The sequence below is a fragment of the Actinokineospora sp. genome (assembly GCF_050699995.1).
Classification (GTDB): domain Bacteria; phylum Actinomycetota; class Actinomycetes; order Mycobacteriales; family Pseudonocardiaceae; genus Actinokineospora.
The window spans coordinates 1-23,318 of the sequence record NZ_JBOHGC010000333.1; the positions used below are offsets into that span (position 1 = coordinate 1).

24 protein-coding genes are annotated in these 23,318 nt (G+C 69.3%); 10 read left to right on the forward strand and 14 right to left on the reverse strand.

Features of this window, described 5'->3' with window-relative positions:
* Positions 1-404, forward strand: a 404-nt coding sequence (locus tag ACRDSQ_RS16445) for an HNH endonuclease signature motif containing protein (RefSeq protein WP_431422158.1), incomplete at its 5' end; no start/stop codon positions are given.
* Between the two features lie 175 nt (positions 405-579).
* On the opposite strand, the gene ACRDSQ_RS16450 is transcribed toward ACRDSQ_RS16445, so the two are convergent.
* Together ACRDSQ_RS16450 and ACRDSQ_RS16455 are read right to left on the reverse strand one after the other, a co-directional pair.
* Entirely contained in the window at positions 580-756 is a 177-nt protein-coding gene (locus ACRDSQ_RS16450; protein WP_431422160.1) for a DUF397 domain-containing protein, read from the reverse strand.
* Complete coding sequence (locus ACRDSQ_RS16455) at positions 753-1,595, reverse strand: helix-turn-helix domain-containing protein (protein WP_431422162.1); 843 nt, start codon at positions 1,593-1,595, stop codon at positions 753-755. Before ACRDSQ_RS16455 ends, ACRDSQ_RS16450 begins: the two co-directional genes overlap by 4 nt.
* 111 nt (positions 1,596-1,706) lie before the next feature.
* Here ACRDSQ_RS16455 and ACRDSQ_RS16460 point away from each other — a divergent pair, with 111 nt between their 5' ends.
* Genes ACRDSQ_RS16460 through ACRDSQ_RS16485 form a run of 6 tightly spaced genes read left to right on the forward strand, consistent with a single transcriptional unit; the run spans position 1,707 to position 7,268 of the window.
* Complete coding sequence (locus tag ACRDSQ_RS16460) at positions 1,707-1,889, forward strand: hypothetical protein (RefSeq protein ID WP_431422164.1); 183 nt, start codon at positions 1,707-1,709, stop codon at positions 1,887-1,889.
* Positions 1,882-2,118, forward strand: a complete 237-nt coding sequence (locus ACRDSQ_RS16465) for a zinc finger protein (RefSeq protein ID WP_431422166.1) — start codon at positions 1,882-1,884, stop codon at positions 2,116-2,118. Before ACRDSQ_RS16460 ends, ACRDSQ_RS16465 begins: the two co-directional genes overlap by 8 nt.
* A gap of 53 nt (positions 2,119-2,171) precedes the next feature.
* On the forward strand, positions 2,172-2,369 hold the full coding sequence (locus tag ACRDSQ_RS16470; protein ID WP_431422168.1) for a hypothetical protein: 198 nt from the start codon (positions 2,172-2,174) through the stop codon (positions 2,367-2,369).
* Positions 2,370-2,414: 45 nt separating this feature from the next.
* Entirely contained in the window at positions 2,415-5,435 is a 3,021-nt protein-coding gene (locus tag ACRDSQ_RS16475) for a DEAD/DEAH box helicase (protein ID WP_431422170.1), read from the forward strand.
* Complete coding sequence (locus tag ACRDSQ_RS16480; RefSeq protein ID WP_431422171.1) at positions 5,428-6,243, forward strand: SWIM zinc finger family protein; 816 nt, start codon at positions 5,428-5,430, stop codon at positions 6,241-6,243. The genes ACRDSQ_RS16475 and ACRDSQ_RS16480 overlap by 8 nt, the downstream gene beginning before the upstream one ends.
* A complete protein-coding gene (locus tag ACRDSQ_RS16485; protein ID WP_431422173.1) occupies positions 6,240-7,268 on the forward strand; it encodes a DUF2293 domain-containing protein in 1,029 nt (342 codons plus the stop codon). Before ACRDSQ_RS16480 ends, ACRDSQ_RS16485 begins: the two co-directional genes overlap by 4 nt.
* Before the next feature lie 99 nt (positions 7,269-7,367).
* Here the strand turns inward: ACRDSQ_RS16485 and ACRDSQ_RS16490 are convergent, their stop codons facing one another.
* The 3 genes from ACRDSQ_RS16490 to ACRDSQ_RS16500 form a co-directional block, all read right to left on the reverse strand.
* Complete coding sequence (locus tag ACRDSQ_RS16490) at positions 7,368-8,336, reverse strand: neutral zinc metallopeptidase (protein WP_431422175.1); 969 nt, start codon at positions 8,334-8,336, stop codon at positions 7,368-7,370.
* A gap of 90 nt (positions 8,337-8,426) precedes the next feature.
* Positions 8,427-8,630, reverse strand: coding sequence for a hypothetical protein (locus ACRDSQ_RS16495; protein ID WP_431422177.1), 204 nt, complete (start codon positions 8,628-8,630; stop codon positions 8,427-8,429).
* The gene (locus ACRDSQ_RS16500) at positions 8,627-9,367 is read right to left on the reverse strand and encodes an SDR family oxidoreductase (RefSeq protein ID WP_431422179.1); all 741 of its coding nucleotides are present in this window, start codon (positions 9,365-9,367) and stop codon (positions 8,627-8,629) included. Before ACRDSQ_RS16500 ends, ACRDSQ_RS16495 begins: the two co-directional genes overlap by 4 nt.
* A gap of 275 nt (positions 9,368-9,642) precedes the next feature.
* On the opposite strand from ACRDSQ_RS16500, the gene ACRDSQ_RS16505 reads away from it, so the two are divergent.
* Positions 9,643-10,254: a LysE family translocator gene (locus ACRDSQ_RS16505; protein WP_431422181.1), complete on the forward strand. Its 612-nt coding sequence runs from the start codon at positions 9,643-9,645 to the stop codon at positions 10,252-10,254.
* A gap of 57 nt (positions 10,255-10,311) precedes the next feature.
* Here the strand turns inward: ACRDSQ_RS16505 and ACRDSQ_RS16510 are convergent, their stop codons facing one another.
* The 3 genes from ACRDSQ_RS16510 to ACRDSQ_RS16520 all read right to left on the reverse strand — a co-directional run bounded on the left by ACRDSQ_RS16510 (position 10,312) and on the right by ACRDSQ_RS16520 (position 14,628).
* Complete coding sequence (locus ACRDSQ_RS16510; protein WP_431422182.1) at positions 10,312-13,152, reverse strand: vitamin B12-dependent ribonucleotide reductase; 2,841 nt, start codon at positions 13,150-13,152, stop codon at positions 10,312-10,314.
* A 118-nt stretch (positions 13,153-13,270) separates the two neighbouring features.
* Positions 13,271-13,744 (reverse strand): transcriptional regulator NrdR, encoded by a 474-nt coding sequence (gene nrdR, locus ACRDSQ_RS16515; RefSeq protein WP_091371613.1) that lies wholly within the window; start codon positions 13,742-13,744, stop codon positions 13,271-13,273.
* 395 nt (positions 13,745-14,139) lie between these two features.
* A complete protein-coding gene (locus ACRDSQ_RS16520) occupies positions 14,140-14,628 on the reverse strand; it encodes a LysM peptidoglycan-binding domain-containing protein (protein WP_431422184.1) in 489 nt (162 codons plus the stop codon).
* Positions 14,629-14,835: 207 nt separating this feature from the next.
* On the opposite strand from ACRDSQ_RS16520, the gene lexA reads away from it, so the two are divergent.
* Positions 14,836-15,597: a transcriptional repressor LexA gene (lexA, locus tag ACRDSQ_RS16525; protein WP_431422186.1), complete on the forward strand. Its 762-nt coding sequence runs from the start codon at positions 14,836-14,838 to the stop codon at positions 15,595-15,597.
* A gap of 33 nt (positions 15,598-15,630) precedes the next feature.
* On the opposite strand, the gene ACRDSQ_RS16530 is transcribed toward lexA, so the two are convergent.
* The 6 genes from ACRDSQ_RS16530 to ACRDSQ_RS16555 form a co-directional block, all read right to left on the reverse strand.
* Positions 15,631-16,650 carry a hypothetical protein gene (locus ACRDSQ_RS16530; RefSeq protein WP_431422188.1) on the reverse strand — a complete coding sequence of 340 codons (1,020 nt, stop codon included), beginning with the start codon at positions 16,648-16,650 and terminating at the stop codon, positions 15,631-15,633.
* A gap of 140 nt (positions 16,651-16,790) precedes the next feature.
* A complete protein-coding gene (gene hflX / locus ACRDSQ_RS16535; protein WP_431422190.1) occupies positions 16,791-18,242 on the reverse strand; it encodes a GTPase HflX in 1,452 nt (483 codons plus the stop codon).
* 116 nt (positions 18,243-18,358) lie between these two features.
* Positions 18,359-20,185 carry a S8 family peptidase gene (locus tag ACRDSQ_RS16540; protein ID WP_431422192.1) on the reverse strand — a complete coding sequence of 609 codons (1,827 nt, stop codon included), beginning with the start codon at positions 20,183-20,185 and terminating at the stop codon, positions 18,359-18,361.
* A 208-nt stretch (positions 20,186-20,393) separates the two neighbouring features.
* Positions 20,394-21,227 carry a diaminopimelate epimerase gene (gene dapF, locus ACRDSQ_RS16545; RefSeq protein ID WP_431422194.1) on the reverse strand — a complete coding sequence of 278 codons (834 nt, stop codon included), beginning with the start codon at positions 21,225-21,227 and terminating at the stop codon, positions 20,394-20,396.
* A 9-nt stretch (positions 21,228-21,236) separates the two neighbouring features.
* Positions 21,237-22,139 (reverse strand): tRNA (adenosine(37)-N6)-dimethylallyltransferase MiaA, encoded by a 903-nt coding sequence (gene miaA, locus ACRDSQ_RS16550; protein WP_431422195.1) that lies wholly within the window; start codon positions 22,137-22,139, stop codon positions 21,237-21,239.
* Positions 22,136-22,852, reverse strand: a complete 717-nt coding sequence (locus ACRDSQ_RS16555) for a hypothetical protein (protein WP_431422196.1) — start codon at positions 22,850-22,852, stop codon at positions 22,136-22,138. The genes miaA and ACRDSQ_RS16555 overlap by 4 nt, the downstream gene beginning before the upstream one ends.
* A 230-nt stretch (positions 22,853-23,082) precedes the next feature.
* On the opposite strand from ACRDSQ_RS16555, the gene ACRDSQ_RS16560 reads away from it, so the two are divergent.
* Positions 23,083-23,318: hypothetical protein (locus ACRDSQ_RS16560; protein ID WP_431422197.1), on the forward strand; the 236-nt coding region annotated here is incomplete at its 3' end.

Genomic DNA, 23,318 nt, shown 5'->3' on the forward strand with positions numbered 1-23,318 from the left:
GGGCCACCCTCACCGCCGCCGAGCTGCGGGTCGTCGCGTGTGACAGCGCGGTCATCCCCTACGTCATGGGCGGGGCAACCCGACCACTGGACATCGGCCGGATGCGCTACACCATCCCCACCCACCTGCGCCGGGCCCTCATCCTGCGGGATCAGGGATGCGCGTTCCCCGGGTGTGACCGGCGGCCCCGCTCCTGCCACGGCCACCACGTGAAATTTTGGGCCAACGGGGGCACCACCGCACTCGACAACCTCGTACTCCTCTGCGGGACCCACCACCGCCTGATCCACAACTCCGACTGGGCCGTCACCATCATCGACGGGCTCCCCGAGTTCACCCCACCCGCATATTTGGACCCGCACCGAAAACCCATCCCCGCAACACCACGACACTCGGCGGCCTGAACACGCCACCGAGCCACCGCCGACACCCCTGGCTCCACACCGCCATCACCACAGAGATCAACGACAGCCCCGACTCCACGACTGGCGCAAACCCACGAACTCCTCATACCAGGTGCTTCCACGACCTGAACTCGCACTCCTCTCCGGGACGTGGGAGGAGCCGTTCACGCGTCAGTCAACCCACGCGGACCGCACGGAGAAGTCGCCGGACGTCACCTCGGAGCACGGGGCCAGCAGGATTCTTGCTGTCCCGCACGGCATCGAGAGTGTGGGCCAACTCGACACAGGTTTCGTTCGCGTCGGAACGGCTCGACTTCCGCCACCTTCGCCCGTGTTCGAAAAAGTCACTCATCTGGGCTCCGTCCCATTGGCCAACTCGGCGATGACCTCGGCTGAGCGCGCCGGGGTCATCGCCCTCTCCGCGACTTCGGCCGCCGCTGCGGCGAAGCAGCTGACATCTTCGTCATCCCACAGCGTCGCGCTCGCCCGGTAGTGCTCCAGGTGCACGATCGGTGCGGCAGAAGGGAACTCAAACAGGATGAAGGCTCCCGCCATGTGCATCGAGTAGCCGCGCTTCGTGGATGGCACGATCTGGATCGTCACGTTGGGAAGCTTGGCCATCCTGAGCAAATGGCGCAGCTGGTCGGCCATCGCCTCGGCAGTCGCGACCGGACGGGACAGCACCTCGGCATCGATCAGCGCATGAAGCTCGACCGGATTGCGCGGTCGAGTGAGAATCTCCTGCCGACCCATGCGAATCGCCAGGCGGGTATTCGCATCGGCACCCTCGCCGAATATTTCGCGCGCGTAGCTACTGATCTGCAACAAGCCAGGCATAAGCAGTGGCGAGACGGTAGTGATCCGCCGGGCAGCCTGTTCCTGTTCGATCAGCTGTGCCAGCGCGGCGGCCACTCTCGGAGCGCCGGACAACAACTGGCCGGGCTCCTCGGTGGCCGCCCGCCATTTGCCAAGCAAACGCTCGCGATCATCGCCAGTCGCCCCGATCGCGTCGAGCACAAGCGTCAGGTCGCCCTGCGAAGCGAGGCGCTGACCGGTCTCCCAGAAACTGATCTTGGCGTTGCTGATGCCTGCGCGGCTCTCGACCGCGCGAAGGGTCAGACCTGCGGCATCTCGGAGCTTGCGCAGCTCAGCGCCCAATTCGCGGGCGGCTGCGGGCTTGCTTACGGCCATGTAGCAAGCCTACGGGGTCGTTTAGCGGCCTGCGGAGTCGCCCGATCAGGGCATTGCCACCTTGCTACGTGGCATAGATGCTGATTCGTGGCAGCGAGTTGAGGAGACTGCATGGCCCGATGGACGATCACGGATGACGACGGCCGTGTCATGACGATCGAACTTTTACGCGACTGCTTGATCATCACCGTGGACCTGAGCGGGCCGTTCCAGACGAGACATGCGGAAATCGTGCAAGACGTGCGCCAGAAGCTCGGCGTCGCGATCGGACAACTGTCGAGAACCCATGACTGACCGGCCCTTTGAGTGGCAGGCCGCACGCGGCGGCCTGCACGCCATCCCCAGCACCTGCCACCGCCCCTACCCGCCACTCCCCGGCGCCGAGTTCACAACCCTGTGCGGACTCGAAGTTGTCCTCGATCCCGAGGACTTCCGGCGTGACCGACTCCGGCCGATGTGTCGGGACTGCCACGGGAAATGGCGAGCGCACCAGAACGAACATGACCGAAGGGCCAAGCGATGAGGCACCACTCGACCGACCTGATCAGCGCCGAGCCCATCGAGGTCGGGTTCTCCGTGATCCGCGATCTCGGACGCCTGCGCACTGAGGCCTCCGTGATGATGGCCGCCATTCCCACCGGCGCGCTCACCACGCGCATCGCCGCTGAGTTCGCGGCAAGCTGTGATCAGGTCGCGCGGGCGGTCCTGCGATTGGAGCGCACGCCGGACGAACCGGTGGACGAGGCATTTCGCGACGCGATGAACAGCCAATGACGTCCGAACACAGACCTGTCACGCCCGCCGGCTACTGTGTACCGCGTGTTGGCGCTGCACTGTCTGGCCACGGCCTCGGGAGAGGTGGCGCTGTGGGCTGAGGATTCGAGGTTGCCCCCGCGCCGCGCGGGCCGGACGGCTCGGGCGCATCCGTTCGCGGTGCCCTCCGACGTCCTCACTGACCGTCTCGGCCTAACGGCCAAGGCCCGGACGCTGCCGGTGCTGTTGCCCTCCCGCCCGTCCGCGCCGGTCGACTCCCCCGAGTTGGTCCGCGACCCGCTGGTCATCCTCGCGAAGCCGCGCGGGGAGGTCACCCTGCGGCCTTGGCAGGTGCCGGTCCTCGGCTGCGATCCAGCGGCGCTGGCGGTGGAGTTGCCCCGCCTGCTCGACCTCGACGACGACATCCGGCCAGGTGCGAGCTTCCGCTTCGTCGCCACCGTGGCCGCGCTCGCCGAGGACCTCGTCGACCGCGGTCGGGTGCTGCCCGCGATCGTCACCGAGGCCGACGGTCCGGCCGCCCGCTGGCGGCCCGTGCTCTCCGGGGCCGACGCCGCCCGTTTCGCCCGGCTGCGCGACAGCGTTCCACCGGTGGCGCGCGCGGAGCAGTTCGAGCCCGATCTGCTCGACGGGCGCGACGCCGACGACGTGCTGCACCTGCTACTCGACGCCATGGTCGACGGGGTCGCGCGAAGCAGGCTCGCGGACTCCCCCGTCGCGCCACCGGGTAGTTACCGGGCCATTGAAGAGGCGTCCGGCGCGTTCCTCAACGCGCTGACCGGCGACCCGCACATCGATGCCGACGCCTCACTGGTCAACCTGCTGAGCCGCCAACTCGATCGGTGGCGGTCCGGCGCCGCGCACCAGAACCCGGTGCGCACCTGTCTGCGGCTGAAGTCCCCGGAGCAGGCCGAGCAGTGGGAAGTCGAGTTCCTGCTGCAGGCCGCCGACGACCCGAGCATCCTCGTGCCCGCCGCGCAGGTGTGGAACGGCGAGAGCGTCCTGCACCGCTGGGTGACCCGCCCGCAGGAGCTGCTGATCGCCGACCTGGCGAAGGCCGCCCGGATCTTCCCCGACCTCGACACCGCGCTGCGCGACTCGCGGCCGGTCGGAATGAAGCTCGACACCGAGGGCGCCCACCGGTTCCTCAGCCACGCCCCCGCGCTCGACCAAGCCGGGTTCGGCGTGCTGCTGCCGACCTGGTGGCGCCAGTCGTCGGGCATCGGCCTGCGGCTGACCACGGCCTCGCGCGGCACGGCGGGCACGGTCAGCCGCAACACGATGCTGGGCAAGGACGAACTGGTCGACTACCGCTGGGACCTGGCGCTGGGCGACCTCACCCTCAGCGAGCACGAACTCAAGGAGCTGGCCGCCGCGAAGGTGCCGCTGGTGAAGGTCCGGGGCCAGTGGATGCACCTCGACCAGCGCAGACTCGCGGCGGGCTTGGCCTTCCTGGAGCGCTCGGGCAGCGGTCAGATGTCCGCGGGCGAGGTCATCGACCTGGCCGGGATGCCGCCGGACGACGACGAGTTCCCGGTCCCGCTGCTCGACGTCGGCGGCACCGGCTGGCTGGCCGACCTGCTCGGCGGTTCCGTCGAGGCAACCCTCGACCCGGTCGACACGCCGGCGGGCTTCACCGCCGAACTGCGGCCCTACCAGCGCCGGGGCCTGGCCTGGCTCACCTTCCTCGACCGGCTCGGCCTCGGCGCCTGCCTGGCCGACGACATGGGCCTGGGCAAGACCGTGCAGCTGCTCGCGCTCGAAGTCGCCGCCCGCGCGACTACGGGCCGTGCGCCGACCCTGCTGGTGTGTCCGATGTCGGTGGTCGGCAACTGGCAGCGTGAGACCGAGAAGTTCGCCCCAGACCTGCGGGTCCACGTCCACCACGGCGCGGACCGGATGAGCGGACCGGAACTGGCCTCCGCCGTCGCGGGCACCGACCTGGTCATCACCACCTACGCCCTGGCTGCTCGCGACGCCGCGGAACTGGCCGAGCTGACGTGGGACCGGATCGTGCTCGACGAGGCGCAGAACATCAAGAACAGCGCGTCCCGGCAGGCGCAGGCGGTTCGGTCGCTGCCCGCACGACACCGGATCGCGCTCACCGGCACGCCGGTGGAGAACCGGCTCGCCGAACTGTGGTCGATCATGGACTTCGCGAACCCGGGACTCCTCGGCCCGCTGACAAGGTTCCGTGCGCGCTACGCGGTCCCCGTGGAGCGCTATGGCGATGAGGACGCCGCGGCCCGGCTGCGGCGGATCACCGGACCGTTCGTGCTGCGCCGGGTGAAGACCGACCCGGCGATCATCGACGATCTTCCGGACAAGATCGAGATGAAGCAGCTCTGCAACCTCACCACCGAGCAGGCCACGCTCTACCGTGCGGTCGTCGACGACATGCTCGGCAAGATCGAGGAGAGCGAGGGCGTGCAGCGCAAGGGTCTGGTGCTCGCGACGATGACCAAGCTCAAGCAGGTCTGCAACCACCCGGCGCAGTTCCTCGGCGACGGCTCCCGCATCGCCGGCCGCTCGGGCAAGCTGGCCCGGCTGGAGGACATCCTGGAGGAGGCGCTCGCCGAGGGCGACCGCGCGCTCTGCTTCACCCAGTTCGCGAGCTACGGCGCGATGCTGGTCCCCTATCTGGCCGCCCGCTTTGATACCGACGTGCTCTTCCTGCACGGTGGGACGCCCAAGAAGCAGCGCGACGCGATGGTCGAGCGGTTCCAGTCCGGCGACGGCCCGTCGATCTTCCTGTTGTCGCTCAAGGCGGGTGGAACCGGTCTGACCCTGACGGCCGCCAACCACGTGATCCATCTGGACCGCTGGTGGAACCCGGCGGTGGAGGACCAGGCCACCGACCGCGCGTTCCGGATCGGGCAGCGGCGCGACGTGCAGGTGCGCAAGTTCGTCTGCATCGGCACGCTCGAGGAGCGGATCGACAAGATGATCGAACAGAAGAAAGCGCTTGCCCAGCTCGTCGTGGGCGCGGGCGAGGACTGGCTTACCGAGCTGTCCACAGCGGAACTACGCGAGTTGGTCACCCTGTCCGCGGAGGCCGTCGGTGAGTGACGAGTGGTGGCGCACCGAGCCGACCAAGACCATCCGGGTCGAGGGCGGGATCCGCACGCGCAGCCAGCGCGGCGACATCGCGCGCACCTGGTGGTCCCGCCGGTTCTTCGAGGTGCTCGAATCGCTGGGCATGGGCGGGCGGCTCGAACGCGGCAAGCGGTACGCGCGCGCGGGGCAGGTCTTGAGCCTGTCGCTCTCGACCAGCATCGCCGTCGCGCAGGTCCAAGGGTCGCGACCGGAGCCGTACCGGGTGCGCATCGGGGTCAAGGCGTTCACGCCCGAGCAGTGGATCGAAGTGGAGAAAGCGCTTGCGGGGCAGGCGCTGTTCATGGCCAAGCTGCTGGCCGGGGAGATGCCCGCCGACATCGAGGCGGTGTTCGGGACCGTCGGCCTCAAGCTGTTCCCGGACTCGTCGCGCGAACTATCGATGGACTGTTCCTGCCCGGACTGGGAAGTGCCGTGCAAACACCTGGCCGCCGCCTGCTACCTGCTCGCCGAGTCGTTCGACGCCGACCCGTTCGAGATGCTCGCGTGGCGGGGCCGCGGCAGACAGGAACTCCTGGATCATCTCCGCGCGTTGCGGGACAGCACGGTCAACGCGGCGCCCGCGGACATCGGTGAGCCGCTGTCGTCGGTGCTCGATTCCTTCTGGGGCAAGCCATCCCCGCGCACCGGGGACGCACCGGCGGCGGCGGACAAACCGGACGCCCTGCTCGACCAGCTCGACCCGCTGCCGGTGATCGTGCGTGGGCGGGCGCTGGTGGAGTTCCTCCGACCCGCGTACCGGACCATGGTGGAAGGGTCATGAGACTTGCCGGACGGGTGGCCGCGGTCGCCGAGGAACTGCTGCGCCGCAAGAAGTTCGTCAGCCCGCTCGACGTCATGACCGGGCTGGGCTGGCTCAGCGGCCGGGTGGTCGAGTCGTGGGAGCAAGGCCGGACCCCGCGGCTCGACCAGGTCGCCGCCGTGCCCGCGGAGCGGATGACCGAGGCCGTCGAACTGCTGCACGAGTGGGCCGAGGAGCGCGGGCTCGCACCGTCCGAAGTGGACTACATCGCCGCGACCCGGGACCGCCGGGCCCTGGCGTTCAGCGGGAACGACGACAAGCGGTACCGCACGCACTGGACCGACCCCGCGCTTCCCGCCGCGCGTCGGGAGAAAGTGCTGGAACGGCAGCGGAAAGTGCCGGACCTGGTGGTCATCCAGCCGGACAAGCACTGGTACTGCTCGCAGTGCCAGGACACCGGCGACTTCCACTTCCTGGAGGACGAGCGCCCGCTGTGCCTGGGCTGCGCGGACATGGACCACCTGGTGTTCCTGCCCTCCGGCGACACGGCGCTGACCCGGCGCGCCCGCAAGGCCAGCGGGCTCGCGGCGGTTGTCGTGCGGTGGGACAAGTCCCGCAAACGCTTCCAGCGGCGAGGGCTGCTGGTCGAGCGGGGCGCCCTCGATGTCGCCGAGGAGCAGTGCTTCGCCGACGAGGAACTGCGTGAGCGGCGCAAAGTCCGCGACCGCGAGCGGCGGGCCGCCCAGGACGTCGAGTTCCAGGCGGCGTTCGCGCTGCGCATCGCCGAGCTGTTCCCGCGGCTCGCGATCGACCGGGCGAAGGCGATCGCCGAACACGCAGGCACCCGGTCCAGCGGCCGTGTCGGGCGCTCGGCGGCCGGTCAGGCGCTGGACGAGGACGCGGTGACCCTCGCCGTGGTGGCGGCCATCCGGCACGAGGAGACCGAGTACGACGCCATGCTCATGGCCGGGGTCGCCCGGGCCGAGGCACGTGAGCGCATCCGCGACGACATCGAGCGGGTGCTCGCGCAATGGCGCGCTCCATGAACCGCGAACTCGCCGTCCTGGACCGTGAGTTCACTGTCCTGAACGTTGGACTCATTGTTCTGGTTGTTGGACTCACTGTTCTGAACGTTGGACTCGCGGTTATTTGACCTCGTCGCTGGGGGCTTGCCATGTGTTGCAGGAGGCGCTCGACTTGCCGGTGAAACCGGCCTTCGCCCAGGCGGCCTGGTTCTTGCGGCTGCCGTGGGTGTCGCTGTTCATGGTGTCGTTGAAGCTGTCGACCGAAGCCTGCGCCAGCTCCAGGTCGACCGAACCGTTGCCGGCGACGGCGGCCAGGAACGCCCCGGCGAAGCAGTTCGCCTGCAGCTCCACGCGCCTACTCAGTTCGAGCATCTCGTCCTCGTCGGCGGCCCGTTCCTGATCCTGGACCGCGCGCAGGATGCCCGCCTGGGCCTGCACGTGGTGGCCGTACTCGTGGGCGAGCACCGCGAGGTGATAGGCGGTCTCGTCGCCCGCGTCACGGATCAGGCGCTCGCGGGGCATGTAGATGACCTTGTCGCGGGCGCAGTAGAACGCCGTGGCCTCATCCTCGTGCGGGGCGAATCCGCACTTGGTGCGCGGGTCGTCGGCGATGTTGAGCCCGGGGCTGCGGAACGGCAGGTTCACGGAGGTCAACACGGGCCGCCACGCCTCGTCGAGGCAGGTGATCCCCTTGCGGTAGTAGCTCTCGAGTTCGCCCGCCCCCGTGTCGAGGTCCGGCAATTCGCATGTGGTCGGGCGCGGCGTGCCACCGGGAGTCAGGACCGGGTTGGCCGCGAGCTCGGTGAGCGAACCGGGATCGGCGCGGGGTCGTTCGCCGACACCGTTCTCGCCGACCGCGTACGCGACACCCTCGACCGTGGTCGACAGGCCGCCTGAGGTCACCTTCCCGAGCACCGCGATCCACGCGATGCCGACAAGGACGATGCAGAGCACCGCGAACAGCACGAGCGGCGAGTTGCGGCGCGGCGGCTCGGCGATGGTGACGACCGAGACCTGGGACAGGAAGACTTCCCGATAGTCCTCGGGCAGCTCTGGCGTCCGTGGACGCTCGCCATCCGGTTCGCTCACGTGCCACCCCCATCGTCGGCCGCCTGCGGACCGGCGCCCGACTGGGCGTGCGGTCCCCCCGAACCGGCCGCGACCATCATATGCGGAGCACTACGACGTCCTTCTCGGCAGACGTCGACTCAGCGAAGGCGCTATCGCGGCCAGGACGATCGCCGTGGCGAGACCGACCAGCAGCACTGTGCCCTCAGCCTGCCCGTAGTGGCCGGTCCTGGTGAGGTGGAAGACCAGGTGCGGGACCGCGAACGTCAGGTAGGCCACGAGCGAGACGAGGACGAGGGTTCGTTCGAGTGTCATCGCGGCGGCCGTGAGCACCACGGCGATCCTGTGTCGAAGTCGACGAGCCCGTCGGCGTGCTCGGGCGTCAGGTGATCCCCGCGCCGGTAGGCGGCGAAGGTCTTGCCGGGCAGCCACAGCGGGACGGCGGGGCGACGGCTGCCGGTCGAGCGAAGGTAGGCGCGGGCGAGGTCACCCGCCTGCTCGACCTTGGGTCCGCCCAGGTCGGGTACGCGGCCCGCGGGTGGACGGTCCGCGAGGTCGATGAGCCGGGCCGCCACGGTCTCGGTGTCGACGGGTTGGAATCGGAGCGAGGGGTAGCACAGGACTGGTAGTCGCTGCACCGACCACATGCGCGCGAGAGGGTCGTGGAACTGTGTGGTGCGCAAGGTCGTCCACGCAACGCCGGAGCCCTCGATCAGCCGCTCTACCGCCAGCTTGGTCTTGTAGTACGGAAGTGGGACACGGTCGATGCCGACAATCGAGATATAGACCAGGTGCTTGATACCGGCTGCCTTCGCCGCGGCGAGGAGGTTCTCGGTGGCGGCGATGTCCTTGCTGCCCAGCGTGGTCGCGCAGTGGATGACTGTCTCCACCTCGGCCAGCGCGGCGTCGAGCCCGTCGCCGGTGAGCAGGTCCACGGGCGGCGTTGTCGAGCGGCTGATCGCGCGCACAGGCCTGCGCGCGTCGGTCAGTTGGCGCACGACAACGCGGCCGAGGGTGCCTCGGCCGCCGGTCACCAGGATCGGTGGGGTCACGGTTCCTCCAGGGTTGATCGGTTCACCCCTGAAGACCGGACAGCTCCTCGGAACGTGACAGCTGCCCGGCCAGATAGGTCAGCTTGTCGGGATTCGCCACGATCCGCAGCGCGACCACCCGGTCCGAGCATCCGGTAGGCGATCCCGAACAGCCGCGGCCGCTGCGCCTCGAACTCGACCACATCGTCCACGGACCGGATCCTCCCTGAAGGCCGGTGATCCGAGTACGTTGACGGGTACCTGGGGATGCGCACATCACACGGAGGTTCACGCCCGTGAGCGTCGAGTTCTGGCTGACCACGTTCATCATCGTCATCACACCGGGAACGGGTGTCGTCTACACGATGGCGGCGGGCCTCGCCCGAGGCTCACGCGCGAGCGTGGTCGCCGCACTGGGGTCCACCGTCGGCATCGTCCCGCACATGCTCGCCGCGATCACCGGCCTCGCCGCGCTGCTGCACACGAGCGCTCTGGCCTTCCAGGTCCTCAAATACCTGGGCGTCGCCTACCTGCTGTACATGGCGATCAGCACGTTCCGCGACCGGAGCGCGTTGACCGTCACGGAGGAGACCGGACCGCAGTCGGTGCGCAAGGTGATCACCTCGGCGATCGTGCTGAACCTGCTCAACCCGAAGCTCACGATCTTCTTCTTCGCGTTCCTGCCACAGTTCGTGACCGCGGGCGAACCGAACGCCTTCCTCCGCATGATCGCCATGAGCGGCGTCTTCATGGCCATGACGTTCGTCGTCTTCACCGCCTACGGCCTTTTCGCGGCGGCGATCCGCACCCATGTCATCTCACGGCCGAAGATCCTGGCGTGGATGCGCCGGACCTTCGCGGGCGCTTTCCTTGCCCTTGGCGCGAAACTGGCTTTCACCGACAAGTGAATGCACCGAGGCCCAGACCGGCATCGCCGGTCTGGGCCTCGGTCACCACCAAAACGATCAGCTGCAGCCGGACGTGCTGCCACAGCCCTCACACACGTAGCAAGAACCGGCCGGGCGCATCTTGGTTCCGCAGGTCATGCACAGCGGGGCGTCGGCTGCCTTGCCCAAGTGCAGTTCCAGCAGTTCCGTGGAGCTGTGCGCCTCGGACTTCTCCGTCGTGTCCGCTGTCACCGCCTCGATGGTGGCGCGGGGGCTGGCGTCGACCGAGGTGCGCAGGCCTTCCAGGTCCACGTCGGACGGGCCGCCGTAGCCCGCTGAGACCTCGGCGGAACGCTCGTCGGCGGTGAAGATGCCGAGTTGGGCGCGCTTCTCGTAGGGCAGGTAGTCCAGGGCCAGCCTGCGGAACAGGTAGTCGAGGACGCTGGTGGCGATCTGGACGTCCGGGTCGTCGGTCATGCCCGCCGGTTCGAAGCGCAGGTTCTGGAACTTCGAGACGTAGAACTCCAGCGGGATGCCGTACTGCAGACCCACCGAGATCGACATCGAGAATGCGTCCATGACGCCCGCCAGGGTGGAGCCCTGCTTGCCGAGCTTGACGAAGATCTCGCCGAGGCCGTCGTCCGGGTAGGAACCGGCGTGCAGGTAGCCCTCGGCGCCGCCGACCGTGAACGACACCGTCTGCGACGGGCGCTTCTTCGGCAGGCGCTTGCGGACCGGGCGGTACTCGATGACCTTCTCCGGCTCGGCCTTGGCCGTGTTGCCGTTGTTGGCGCCCTTGCCCGCCGACAGCGGCTGGCCGACCTTGCAGTTGTCGCGGTAGATCGCCAGCGCCTTGAGACCCAGCTTCCAGCCCTGGAAGTAGATCTCCTCGACGTCCTCGACCGACGCCGCTTCCGGCATGTTGACGGTCTTGGAGATCGCACCCGAGATGAACGGCTGCACCGCCGCCATCATCCGGACGTGGCCCATCGGCGCGATGGATCGCTCGCCCATGGCGCAGTCGAAGACCTCGTAGTGCTCCTGGCGCAGACCGGGGGCGTCCACGACGTGGCCGTGCTCGGCGATGTACTCGACGATGGCCTCGACCTGCTCGTCCTGGTAGCCCAGCGACTTCAGCGCGCGCGGCACGGTCTGGTTGACGATCTGCATGGAGCCGCCGCCGACGAGCTTCTTGAACTTGACCAGCGCCAAGTCCGGCTCGATGCCGGTGGTGTCGCAGTCCATCATCAGACCGATGGTGCCGGTCGGCGCGAGGACGCTGGCCTGCGCGTTGCGCCAGCCCGACTTGGTGCCGATCTCCAGCGCGGCCTGCCACTCGCGGGTCGCCACGCGCTGCACGGTGGCGTCGGTGGAGTGGTGGGTGCGCAGCAGGTCGTTCGCCGCGGCGTGCTTGCGCATGACGCGCTGGTGCGCGTCGGCGTTGCGGGCGTAGCCCTCGAACGCGCCGACGACGCCCGCGAGCTCGGCGGAGCGGCGGTAGGCGGTGCCGGTCATCAGCGAGGTGATCGCCGCCGCCAGGGCGCGGCCGCCCTCGGAGTCGTACGCGTGGCCGGTGGCCATCAGCAGCGCGCCGATGTTGGCGTAGCCGATGCCCAGCTGGCGGAACTTGCGGGTGGTGTCGGCGATCGGCTCGGTCGGGAAGTCCGCGAAGCAGATGGAGATGTCCATCGCGGTGATCACGATCTCGACGGCCTTGACGAAGGTCTCGGCGTCGAACGTGCCGTCGTCACCGAGGAACTTCATCAGGTTGAGCGACGCCAGGTTGCAGCTGGAGTTGTCGAGGTGCATGTACTCGCTGCACGGGTTCGACGCGCTGATCCGGCCCGACTCGGGGCAGGTGTGCCAGTCGTTGATCGTGTCGTCGTACTGGATGCCGGGGTCGGCGCACGCCCACGCGGCCTGCGCGAGCTTGCGGAACAGCGACTTGGCGCCGACCTCCTCGATGACCTCGCCGGTGGTGCGCGAGCGCAGCCCGAACTGGCCGTCGGACTCGACGCCGTGCATGAAGGCGTCGGAGACGCGGATCGAGTTGTTCGCGTTCTGGTACTGGACCGAGGTGATGTCGCTGCCGCCGAGGTCCATGTCGAAGCCCGCGTCGCGCAGGACCCGGATCTTCTCCTCTTCGCGCGCCTTGGTCTCGATGAACTCCTCGACGTCGGGGTGGTCGACATCGAGGACCACCATCTTCGCCGCGCGGCGGGTCGCGCCACCGGACTTGATGGTTCCCGCGGAGGCGTCGGCGCCGCGCATGAAGGACACCGGGCCGGACGCGGTGCCGCCGGAGGAGAGCAGCTCCTTCGAGGAGCGGATGCGGGAGAGGTTCAGGCCCGCGCCGGAGCCGCCCTTGAAGATCAGCCCCTCTTCCTTGTACCAGTTGAGGATCGAGTCCATCGTGTCGTCGACGGCCAGGATGAAGCAGGCGCTGACCTGCTGCGGGGAGCTGGTGCCGACGTTGAACCACACCGGGGAGTTGAAGCTGAACACCTGGTGCAGCAGCATCCAGGTCAGTTCGTGCTCGAAGACCTCGGCGTCCTTCGGGGTCGCGAAGTAGCCGAACTTGATGCCGGCGGCGACATAGGACTTGACGACGCGGTCGATCAGCTGGCGCAGCGAGTGCTCGCGCACCGAGCTGCCGACGGCGCCGCGGAAGTACTTGCTGGTGACGATGTTGGTCGCGTTGACCGACCAGAAGTCGGGGAACTCGACACCGCGCTGCTCGAAATTCACCGAGCCGTCGCGCCAGTTGGTCATCACCACGTCGCGGTGCTCCCAGGTGACCTCGTCATACGGGTGCACCCCCTCGCTGGTGTAGACGCGCTGCACGCTGAGCCCCTGCTTCGGCGTGCCGTTGCGCTCCGCGCGGTCGCCCTTCGCCGGGGTGCCCACGGTTTCGGTCATGACCGGTCCCTCTCCCTCATCACTGGCTTGTCCTGGTGTGGCCACGTCCGGGCTCCCCGTCCGATGCGGCTCAAGTTTCTTGCCGCGCCTGCTCCCGCCCTGGGTGCGCGCGGCTCGTCTAGTCGTCATCTGTCTTCGCCTCGCCCGCCATCGCGGCACGTAGGTCGGCGATCTCCTTCTCGAAGTCCTCAACCGAGGAGAAAGCGCGGTAGACGCTGGCGAACCGCAGGTAAGCGACCCCGTCCAACTCCCGCAGCGGCCCCAGGATCGCCAGCCCGACCTCGTGGCTCGGGATCTCGGCGCTGCCGGTCGCGCGAATCGTCTCCTCGACTTTCTGGGCGAGCAGCTGCAGCTGGTCCTCGTCGACCGGCCTGCCCTGGCAAGCCCGCCGCACGCCCGTGATCACCTTGTCCCGACTGAACGGCTCGGTGACCCCCGACCGCTTCACCACGGCGAGGACCGCCTCCTCGACGGTGGTGAAGCGGCGGCTGCACTTGGAGCAGGACCGCCTGCGGCGGATCACCTGCCCGTCGTCGACCTCGCGTGAGTCGACGACCCGGGAGTCGGAGTGGCGACAGAATGGACACCTCATCGGGTCTCACCCCTCCCTCTCATCTCCGGCCATCCGAGTAGCCGCATGTCCGGGCGCCCACGACCACGCTTGGTGATCAATCTGTGGACAGCTTGTGGGTAACCCGACCCAACCTGTGGACGAACTACAGCGGCGTAACTACTAGATGTTGGGGTTGAACTTATTCGTCGACGCCACATGATGCAAGTTGGCACGCCGCTGTAGCACCGAACGTGAGGGGTCGGAAGCCGGGTGCGCATCCGGTAGTTCCAACATCCAGGTGAACGGGTTTATTCACTCTTTCGGAGGAACCCGCACCGCACCCGGCCGGGCTACACCGTAGATCAACTTCACCCCGGACAGCACAAGACCCGCGCCCCTCGGAGGCACGGGTCGGTTCAGGTGAAGCGTCGAGATCAGCGGGAGAACGGCACCGTCAGCGGTTGTCCGGGGCGGACCATCGAGCCGTCGAGCGCGTTGAGCTTGCGAATCCTGTCGACCACCGCGGAGACATCGCTGTCGGGCGCCATCCTGGCGGCGAGATCGGACAGGGTCTCGCCAGGCTCCACCCGGACCACGGTGGTCGTCGACGGGACTTCGGCCTGGGTCACGGAGCCGGCGAACGAGCCGAGGCCCAGGATCGCGAGCGCCACCACCACGGCCAGTCCGACCAGAACCGCGACAGGCGGCGAAGCCAACCGCGGACCGCAGTCCGGATCCGCCACGACATGCGGCGCGAGCACCCGACGTCGCCTGGTCGGCGGCCGCAGCCTGCCCTGGCCGATCGGCCGGGCCGGACGCAGCGTGGTTCTCGGCGGCGTCCTCGGCGGGGCCACCACCTGCGGGGATCGGCCTTCCGGCAAGCCGGCCGACCTGGGCACCGCCACCGCGGCAGTCGCAGCCATCGCAACCTCCTCGAACTACCGTTCGATCGAACGTCCGTGCGAATGTCTACCACCCGGCATCGACAAAATCGAGACCCGCCCCGCGTGTCGCTCGAACAGGTGTTTGATCTGCCCAGGTCGGCGGACTAACGTCGAGACCGGAGATGATCGACGTCGATCCACTCCGGGACGCGATCGGCCGTCCCGGGTTCGCAGGGAGGCAGCGCAGTGGCAGGCACGAGTGGTCGCAAGCCCGCAGGGACACCGAAGCGGAAGCCCTTGTCGGGGGGCAACGTGCGCAGTTTTCCCGAGCTGGACCAAACCCCGGACGGCGCTGAGCTGCCGCTGCGCCAGCGTCAGGTCCTCGAAGTCATCCGGTCGTGGGTCCAGCGGTTCGGCTATCCCCCGAGCGTCCGCGAGATAGGCGAGGCCGTCGGGCTCACCTCGACGTCGTCGGTGGCCTACCAGCTGCGCGCACTGGAGGAGAAAGGCTACCTGCGCCGGGACCCGAACCGCCCGCGCGCGATCGGTGTGCTCCCCGCGGACGCCACGCCAGGGCAGCTGCGCGGGGAACAGGTCGCGCCGGTGCTCATCGAAGCGGCCGACGAAGGCCCGAAGCCGACGTATGTGCCGGTCCTCGGCCGGATCGCCGCCGGTGGGCCCATCCTGGCCGAGCAGGCCATAGAGGAAGTGTTCCCGCTGCCGAAGGAGATCGTCGGCGAGGGTTCGCTGTTCATGCTCAAGGTCGCCGGTGACTCGATGATCGACGCGGCGATCGCCGACGGCGACTGGGTCGTGGTCCGCCAGCAGCCCACGGCGAACAACGGCGAGATCGTCGCCGCGATGATCGATGGCGAGGCCACGGTGAAGACGCTGAAGCACCGCGACGGCCACGTGTGGCTGCTGCCGCACAACGACGCGTACGAGCCCATCCCGGGCGACGACGCCACCATCCTCGGCAAGGTGGTGGCCGTCCTCCGACGCCTGTGAACCGGCCGGAATTTCCGGTCGGTCAGACTCGATTTACCTGGCGGCCCGTGACCGGCGGTGCATGAACCACAGCACTCCGCCGATCGCGATGACGGTGAAGCCGATGGCGGGCAACGGGTCCAGCCCGCCGCCATCGGCGTCCTTCGCGGCGGCCGCCTGGCCGCCGGACCGGGCTTCCTCTTCGGTCTTCGGCGGCGGGGCGAGCCGTGCGGCGGCCCCGGCGACCGCGCGGATCGGCTGGCCGACGCCCTCGGACGCCGACACCAGGGTGCCGTCGGGTTCGAGCCCGATGGCCTCCCCCTGCTTCTCCTCGGGCAGCGGAATCCGCACCGGCTCGGTCTTGAACGCGGCGAGCAGGTCACCGTCGGGCACGGCGTAGAGGTACGCGTCGGTGTAGGTGCGCAGCGCGACGACCGTGCCGCCGGGGTTGGAAGCGGCGCCGGTCACCACGACCGAGCCGATGGTCGGGTTGACCGGCCCGCCCTTGGTGTCGGTGCTGGTCAGCTGCACCGACCCGACCTTCTCCAAGACGGTCGGTCCGGGGCTGGTGATCGCGGCGACGGGCCGGTAGATGTCACCGCGGCCGAACGGGTTCTTGGTGATCAGGTAGGGCGTGCCCGCCCGGTCCAGCAGCAGCGCCTCGGTGTCGTGCGCCCCGTCGGGGTAACTCAGCCGGTGCAGCTTGGTCTTGCCGTCCGGGGTGAGCGAGATCAGCGCGACCGTCTCACGCTTCTTGTCGTTGTCGCCGGTGTCGGCGAGCCAGAAGGTGCCGTCGGCGCCGCGGGCGAGGTCTTCGACGTCGAACGGGTCGGTCGGGCCGTTGATGACCCGCTCGACCTTGCACTCCTTGGTCAACACGTACACGGTCGACTTGGTGCCGCCGTCGTTCACCGCGTACCACCGGTCGCCGTCGGCGACGAGGCCGGACAACTCCCCCACCCGCTTGTCGGCCAGCACGCAGACATCCTGCGGAGCCTGTTCACGCGCGGAGGCGCTCGTGGCTCCGAAGCCCACCAGACCCGCCACGAGCGCAGTCGACACCAACGCCCGCACTGCCACCTCCCCCACTCCGCTTGTCCCACCAACGGTAGCCGCCGGATGGTTCACGCAACGGTGGACGTGTCGGAGCGTGCCTCGTTCCACCCGTACGTGCGTCGGCGGCCCGGATCACTCCGGGCCGCCGAGTGTCGCCATTACGCCGAGGTGCCGTTGGCCGCGAAGCTCTCCAGCACGCCGGCGAGGTCCGCCTTGACCATCGCGCGGAGCTGGGTGCCCGCCGCGGTGTGTTCCTCGGTCAGCACCTCGCCCTCGCGGTGGACCCGGGCGACAAGCTCGCCGCGGGCGTACGGGACCAGGACGTCGACCTGCTGGTTCGGCCGCGGGATCAGGCTCGCGACGCGCTCGCGCAGCTCGTCCATTCCCGCACCCGTGTGGGCCGAGACGAACACCGCGCCGGGGAGCAGGTGCCGCAGCCGGGCCAGCGCGAGCTCGGAGGCCGCGTCGACCTTGTTGACCACGACCAGCTCGGGCGGCATCTTCACGTCGCGGCGCTCACCGATCTCGTTGAGCACCTCGTGCACCGCCTTGACCTGCCACTCGGGCATCGGGTCGGCGCCGTCGACCACGTGCACGACCAGGTCCGCGTCGGCGACCTCGTCCAGGGTGGACCGGAACGCCTCGACGAGCTGGTGGGGCAGGTGGCGCACGAAGCCGACCGTGTCGGTCAGCGTGTACGTGTTGCCGTCCGGGGTGTCCGTGCGCCGCGTTGTCGCGTCGAGGGTCGCGAAGAGCGAGTCCTCGACGAGCACACCCGCGCCGGTCAGCGCGTTGAGCAGGCTCGACTTGCCCGCGTTGGTGTATCCGGCGATCGCGACGCTGGGGATCTCGTTGGCGACCCGCTGTCCGCGCTTGGTGTCGCGGACGGTGGTCATCGCCTTGATTTCCTTGCGCAGCTTGGAGATCTTCGCGCGGATCCGACGCCGGTCGGTCTCGAGCTTGGTCTCACCGGGACCACGCAGACCCACACCGCCGTTGCCGCCGCCCGCGCGACCACCGGCCTGGCGGGACAGCGTCTCACCCCAACCACGCAGGCGCGGCAGCAAGTACTGCAGCTGCGCCAGCTCGACCTGGGACTTGCCCTCCCGGGACCGGGCGTGCTGGGCGAAGATGTCGAGAATCAGCGCCGTGCGGTCGATGACCTTGACCTTGAGCCGCGCCTCCAGCTGCTGCAGCTGACTTGGCGAGAGCTCACCGTCGCAGATCACGGTGTCCGCGCCGGTCGCCCGGACGATGTCGCCGAGCTCGATGACCTTGCCCGAGCCGATGTAGGTCGCCGGGTCCGGCTTGTCGCGGCGCTGCACGAGACCTTCGAGCACCTCGGAACCCGCGGTTTCGGCCAGCCTGGCCAATTCGGCGAGCGAGGCCTCCGATTCCAGGGCGGAACCGTCGGTCCAGACGCCGACCAGCACGACTCGTTCGAGTCGCAGCTTTCGGTATTCGACCTCGGTGATGTCTTGGAGCTCGGTCGACAGACCGGCTACGCGACGCAGTGATGATCGCTCTTCTCGCTCCAGGTCACCGAGGGAGAGCTCAGCCGGGTCGGCCACCGCGCCGTTGATTTCCTGCTGAGTGAATTCCTCTGTCACCTGGTGAGCACATCCTTCGCGTCGGGTGGAATCTGTCGATTCCGTTGTTCCCATAGTCCCATGGTTCAGCGACGTATTCGACCCGGTTATTCCCCCGGCACTGATGGACGCCGCGGCTACAGGTCGAGCGTCCAGGAGTCGACGCGCCCGGTGTCGAAGTAGGCCGCGTCGCGCACCCGCAGCTTCCAGGTGCCGTTGGCTCCCTCACCGGACAGGTTGACGGTGTAGGTCCGGTCGATGTTGTCGGTGCCGCTGCCGGTCCGGTTGTGCAGCAGGTACAGCGATCCGTCGGGAGCGACCAGGTGCACCACGAGGTCACCGATCCAGGTGTGCTTGATGTGCACCTCGACCGTGCTGGTCGCCGACGCGTTGGGGTGGCACCCCGAGATCACGATCGGGCTTTCGACTGTCGCGAAGTCTTGGATGGGGTAGTCGGCGCCGTTGGTCGCCGCCGGGCAGCCGGTACCCGGCCCCGCGATCGTCCAGGTGAACGACGCGCCGCCCGACTTGCCTGCCGCGTCGGTCGCCGTCGCGGTCACGGTGAACGTGCCCGCGGTCGTCGGCGTGCCGGAGACCAGTCCCGTGCCGGAGTTGACCGACAACCCGGCGGGCAGCCCACTGGCGGACCAGGTGTACGGCGGGGTTCCACCGGACGCGTTGAGCTGCAGACTTGCCGCGACTCCGACAGTTCCGCTCTGGTTTCCGGGGTTCGCGACCGTCGGAGGGAGCGAGACGACAGTGGGCGCGGTGTACAGCAGTCGGTTGGGCGAGCCCGCCGGGTTGGTGATCTTGTTCGGAGTCGAGTTGTTGATCAGAGCGGTCGCCACCGCGGCGGGCAGGTCGCCCGGGTGGCTTGCCAGCCACAGCGCCGCGGCTCCGGCGACGTGTGGGGTCGCCATCGACGTGCCGCTGATCGTGTTGGTCGCGGTGTCGGCGGCGTTCCACGACGACGTGATGTTCACGCCGGGGGCGAAGATGTCGGTGCAGGTGCCGTAGTTGGAGAACGACGCCTTCGTGTCGTTGATGGCCGACGCGTTCACCGTGATCCCCTCGACGACCCTCGCGGGCGACGAGGTGCAGGCGTTGGCATTGGAGTTGCCGGAAGCGATCGCGTAGGTGACGCCGTCGGCGATCGAGTTGCGCACGGCGTTGTCGAGCGACGTGTTCGCACTGCCGCCGAGGCTCATGTTCGCCACGGCGGGCGTGCCGGGCTGGTGTTGCGCGGTCACCCAGTCGATGCCCGCGACGACACCGGAGATCGAACCGGACCCGGTGCAGCTGAGCACCTTGACCGCGACCAGCGAGACACCCTTGGCGACGCCGTACTGCGACCCGCCCGCCGTTCCCGCGACGTGCGTGCCGTGTCCGTGGCAGTCGGTGTTGTTGCCGTCCCCGACGGTGTTGGTGCCCCAGATCGCCCGGCCGCCGAACGTGCCGTGCGTGACCCGGATGCCGGTATCGATCACGTAGACCGTCACGTTGCTCGCCGTGGTGTCGTAGGTGTAGCTGGAGGACAGCGGCAGGTCGCGCTGATCGACCCGGTCCAGGCCCCAGGACGGCGGATTCGGTTGGGTGTCGAGAATGTGCACGGCCGCGTCCTGCTCGACATGGGCGACCCGCGAGTCCGCGGCAAGCCTGCGCGCCTGGCCTGCGCTCATCGCGACGCTGAAGCCATTGAGCGCGTGCTGCCAGGTGGCGCGGACCTGACCGCCGTACTGGCTGGTCAGCGCGCGAGCGGTCCGCGCGGAATCCGAGCGCGGCGACGCGCTGTCGGAGATCTTGACGATGTAGCTGCCTTCGATGGCGCCCGCGCGGTCCGCGCCCAGCACCGTCCCCTCGGCCGCCGCGGGCGAGGAGGTGAGAACGGCCAGTGACAGGGCCGTCGCCGCGGCGATGCCGAGACCGGCGATCCGGTGCTTCGTCGGAATGCGAACGTGACCCATGGCAGGGCTCCCTGGTTCATGTCAGCCATCCGACCGGCGCGGTGCCAGACGGATAACCTCGAGGACTATGGGACGTTCGCGCGAACGTGGTGCGCCGATCGGACTAGACCGACTCCAGGAAAATCGCCCTACTGCCACACAACGTTATGGATTGCACCGAAATTGACCCGTTCGGGTTAATTTGGTAGACCGAACGGGGCCAGTGGTTCTAGTGCTCGTCCCACCACGTCTGGTCGAGTTCGCCGCTCGCCACGAAGGCTGCCGGGCCGCTGAGGGTGCTGACACCGTCGCCAATCGTCACGACAACGGCGCCACCGGGGACGTGCACGGTGCGTGCACCGGTCGGCTCGCCTTGGGCGGAGAGCGCGGCGGCGGCCGCGGCCACGGTGCCGGTGCCGCATGAGCGGGTCTCGCCGACGCCGCGTTCGTGGACGCGGATCCGAATCGCATCCGGGGCGATGGGCACGATGAACTCGATGTTCACGCCGCGGGGGAACAGGCCCGCGTCGAATCCTGGCTCGACGCCGAGGTCGAGGCCGTCGAGATCGACGCCGTCCAGGACGCAGGCCAGGTGTGGATTGCCGACATCGATCCCGATCCCGTCGAACGGCACGCCCGCGACGGTCGCGACGGAACGACCGAGACCGCGCACCGGGCCCATGTCGACGGTGACCGTGCCGTCGGGGTGCACGACCACGGGGCGCAGGCCCGCGCGGGAGCCGACCGGGAACTCCGGCCCGTCGACCAGGCCGGTGTCGTGGAGGTAGCGGGCGAAGACGCGCACCCCGTTGCCGCACATCTCGGCGATGGAGCCGTCGGCGTTGCGGTAGTCCATGAACCACACGTCGCCGCCGATGTCGGCGGGCGCGTCGAGGAGGGCTTTGGTCCGGACGACCCGCAGGACGCCGTCGGCGCCGAGGCCGCGACGGCGGTCGCACAGCGCGCGGACTCGTGAGTCGGTGAGGTCCAGGCCGCCGTCGGGGTCGGGCAGCAGCACGAAGTCGTTCTCCGTGCCATGTCCTTTGAGGAACGTGATCGCCACGTGCCCAGGCTACCGGTCGACCAGGGCGAGAGCCGCGTCGACCAGATCGGGGCGGGCGGCGTCGAGCCAGGTCAGGCGCTTGTCGCGGCGGAACCACGAGCGCTGCCTGCGGACGAACCGGCGGGTCGCCCTGGCGGTCTCGGCCGCGGCCGCGTCGAGGTCGTGATCGCCGTCGAACGCGGTGAGGACCTGTTGGTAGCCGAGCGCGCGGGACGCGGTGCGGCCTTCGCGCAGGCCGTGGTTCTCCAACTCGCTGACCTCTTCGGCGAGCCCTCTGGCGAACATGCGCTCGACCCGCAGGTCGACCCGCTCGTCCAGCACGGCGGGGTCGCGGTCGATGCCGACCATGACCATGCCGTAGCGGGCGGGCCCGGGCTTGGGCATCGTCGCGGAGAACGGGCGGCCGGTCAGTTCGATGACTTCGAGCGCGCGCACGACCCGCCTGCCGTTGGTGGGCAGGATCGACTCGGCCGCCACCGGGTCGAGCACCCACAACCGCGCGTGCAGGGGGGCCACGCCCACGGTGTCGAGTTCGGCTTCCAGCCGGGCGCGCAGGGCGGCGTCCGTGCCGGGGAAGTCCAGTTCATCCACCACGGCCTGCACATAGAGGCCTGAGCCGCCGACGAGGATCGGAACCCGGCCGCGCGCCAGGATGTCCTCCACGGCCGCGCGGGCGTGCCGCTGGTAGGCGGCCACCGAGGCGGTCTCGCGCACGTCGAGGACGTCAAGCTGGTGGTGCGGGATGCCCCGCCGCTCGTCCATGGTGACTTTCGCGGTGCCGATGTCCATGCCCCGGTAGAGCTGCATGGCGTCGGCGTTGACCACCTCGCCGCCGAGGCGCTCGGCCAGGGCCACACCGAGATCGGACTTGCCAGTGGCCGTCGGACCGACCACGGCGACACTCAGCGTCACGGGGCCACCGGTTCCCAGACGGCGAAGTGGTAGGCGATGCCGAAGGGCAGCTGGACGCTGGAGCGCACGCACCGCCAGGACCGGCCGTCCGCCCGGACCGCCCCGGCGAGGACCTGCCAAGGGACTCGGCCCACGGCGCCGAGTTCGTCGACTTCCGCCGGGTCCAGAGCGAGCAGGGCGTCGAGGTCGACCTGGGCGAACGCGGCCGCGACCGACTCGTCGAACGAGCCCGCGCGGGCGTCGGGCCTGCCGATCGCCTTGTCGCCGTGCCGGTGCGACCCGTCGCCGAGCACCAGCAGACCCACGGGTTCCCCGCCCGCCGCGAGCCGCCCGCCTTCGGCGACGCACTCCTCGGTGGGCAGATCCGCGGGGACGATCTCCACCGCGACCTCGGCGGCCCCAACCTGGCCGCGGAGCCAGCCTGCCACCAGCGCGGGCAGCGGCAGGTCGACGTCGGCCACCCGTTCGGCGGCACCCGGCCCGAGCTCGACCCGCACGTCGGCGCCGAAGCCGCGGAACGTCCCGGCCGCGTTCTCGATCCGCTCGGCCCGCTCCCCCGCGCCGACGGCCAGCCAGGTGGGCGCGACCTGCGCCAGGTCCTTCGCGACCGCCACAGCGGCGGCCCGGACGGCCGCCGCGTCGACGTCGTCCCCGCCGACGAGTTCAGGCACGAGCAGGGGTGGCTGCGGAAGCACCGCGACGCGGGATATCACCCGGCCGAGGTTACTGTCCGTCGAAGTATCTTGTCGTTGTCGGCCCACGAACGGCCGAGTTGCGGCACCATGATGACCATTGCGGCCCTCGGAGTACCCCGGCGGCGCTTGACCTGTTTGAATGCGCGCGGGTAGAGCCGCACGACCCGAGGGTCGTACGCACAGTGCTGGGCCCCGCCGCGAGCGGGGCGCCCGTGGGAACACGGGCACGCAGGCAGGAGGAGCCGGTCATGACGGACAGGGACAAGAGCGCCGAGACGGTGACGGAGCGGGACAACGGTGTCGACGCCGTCGCGGGCGTCGACACGGTTGTCGACGCGCCCGGGAGCGTTCCCGAAGAGGTCACGCAACGTCCGGGAGGCGAACCCCGCCCCGCTGTGCCCGCCGACGCGGCCGAGGTCACCGACGGTGCCGCCGAGGCCCAGCCCACGGAGGCGGCCGCCGCTGCGGAAGCCCCAGCCAAGCC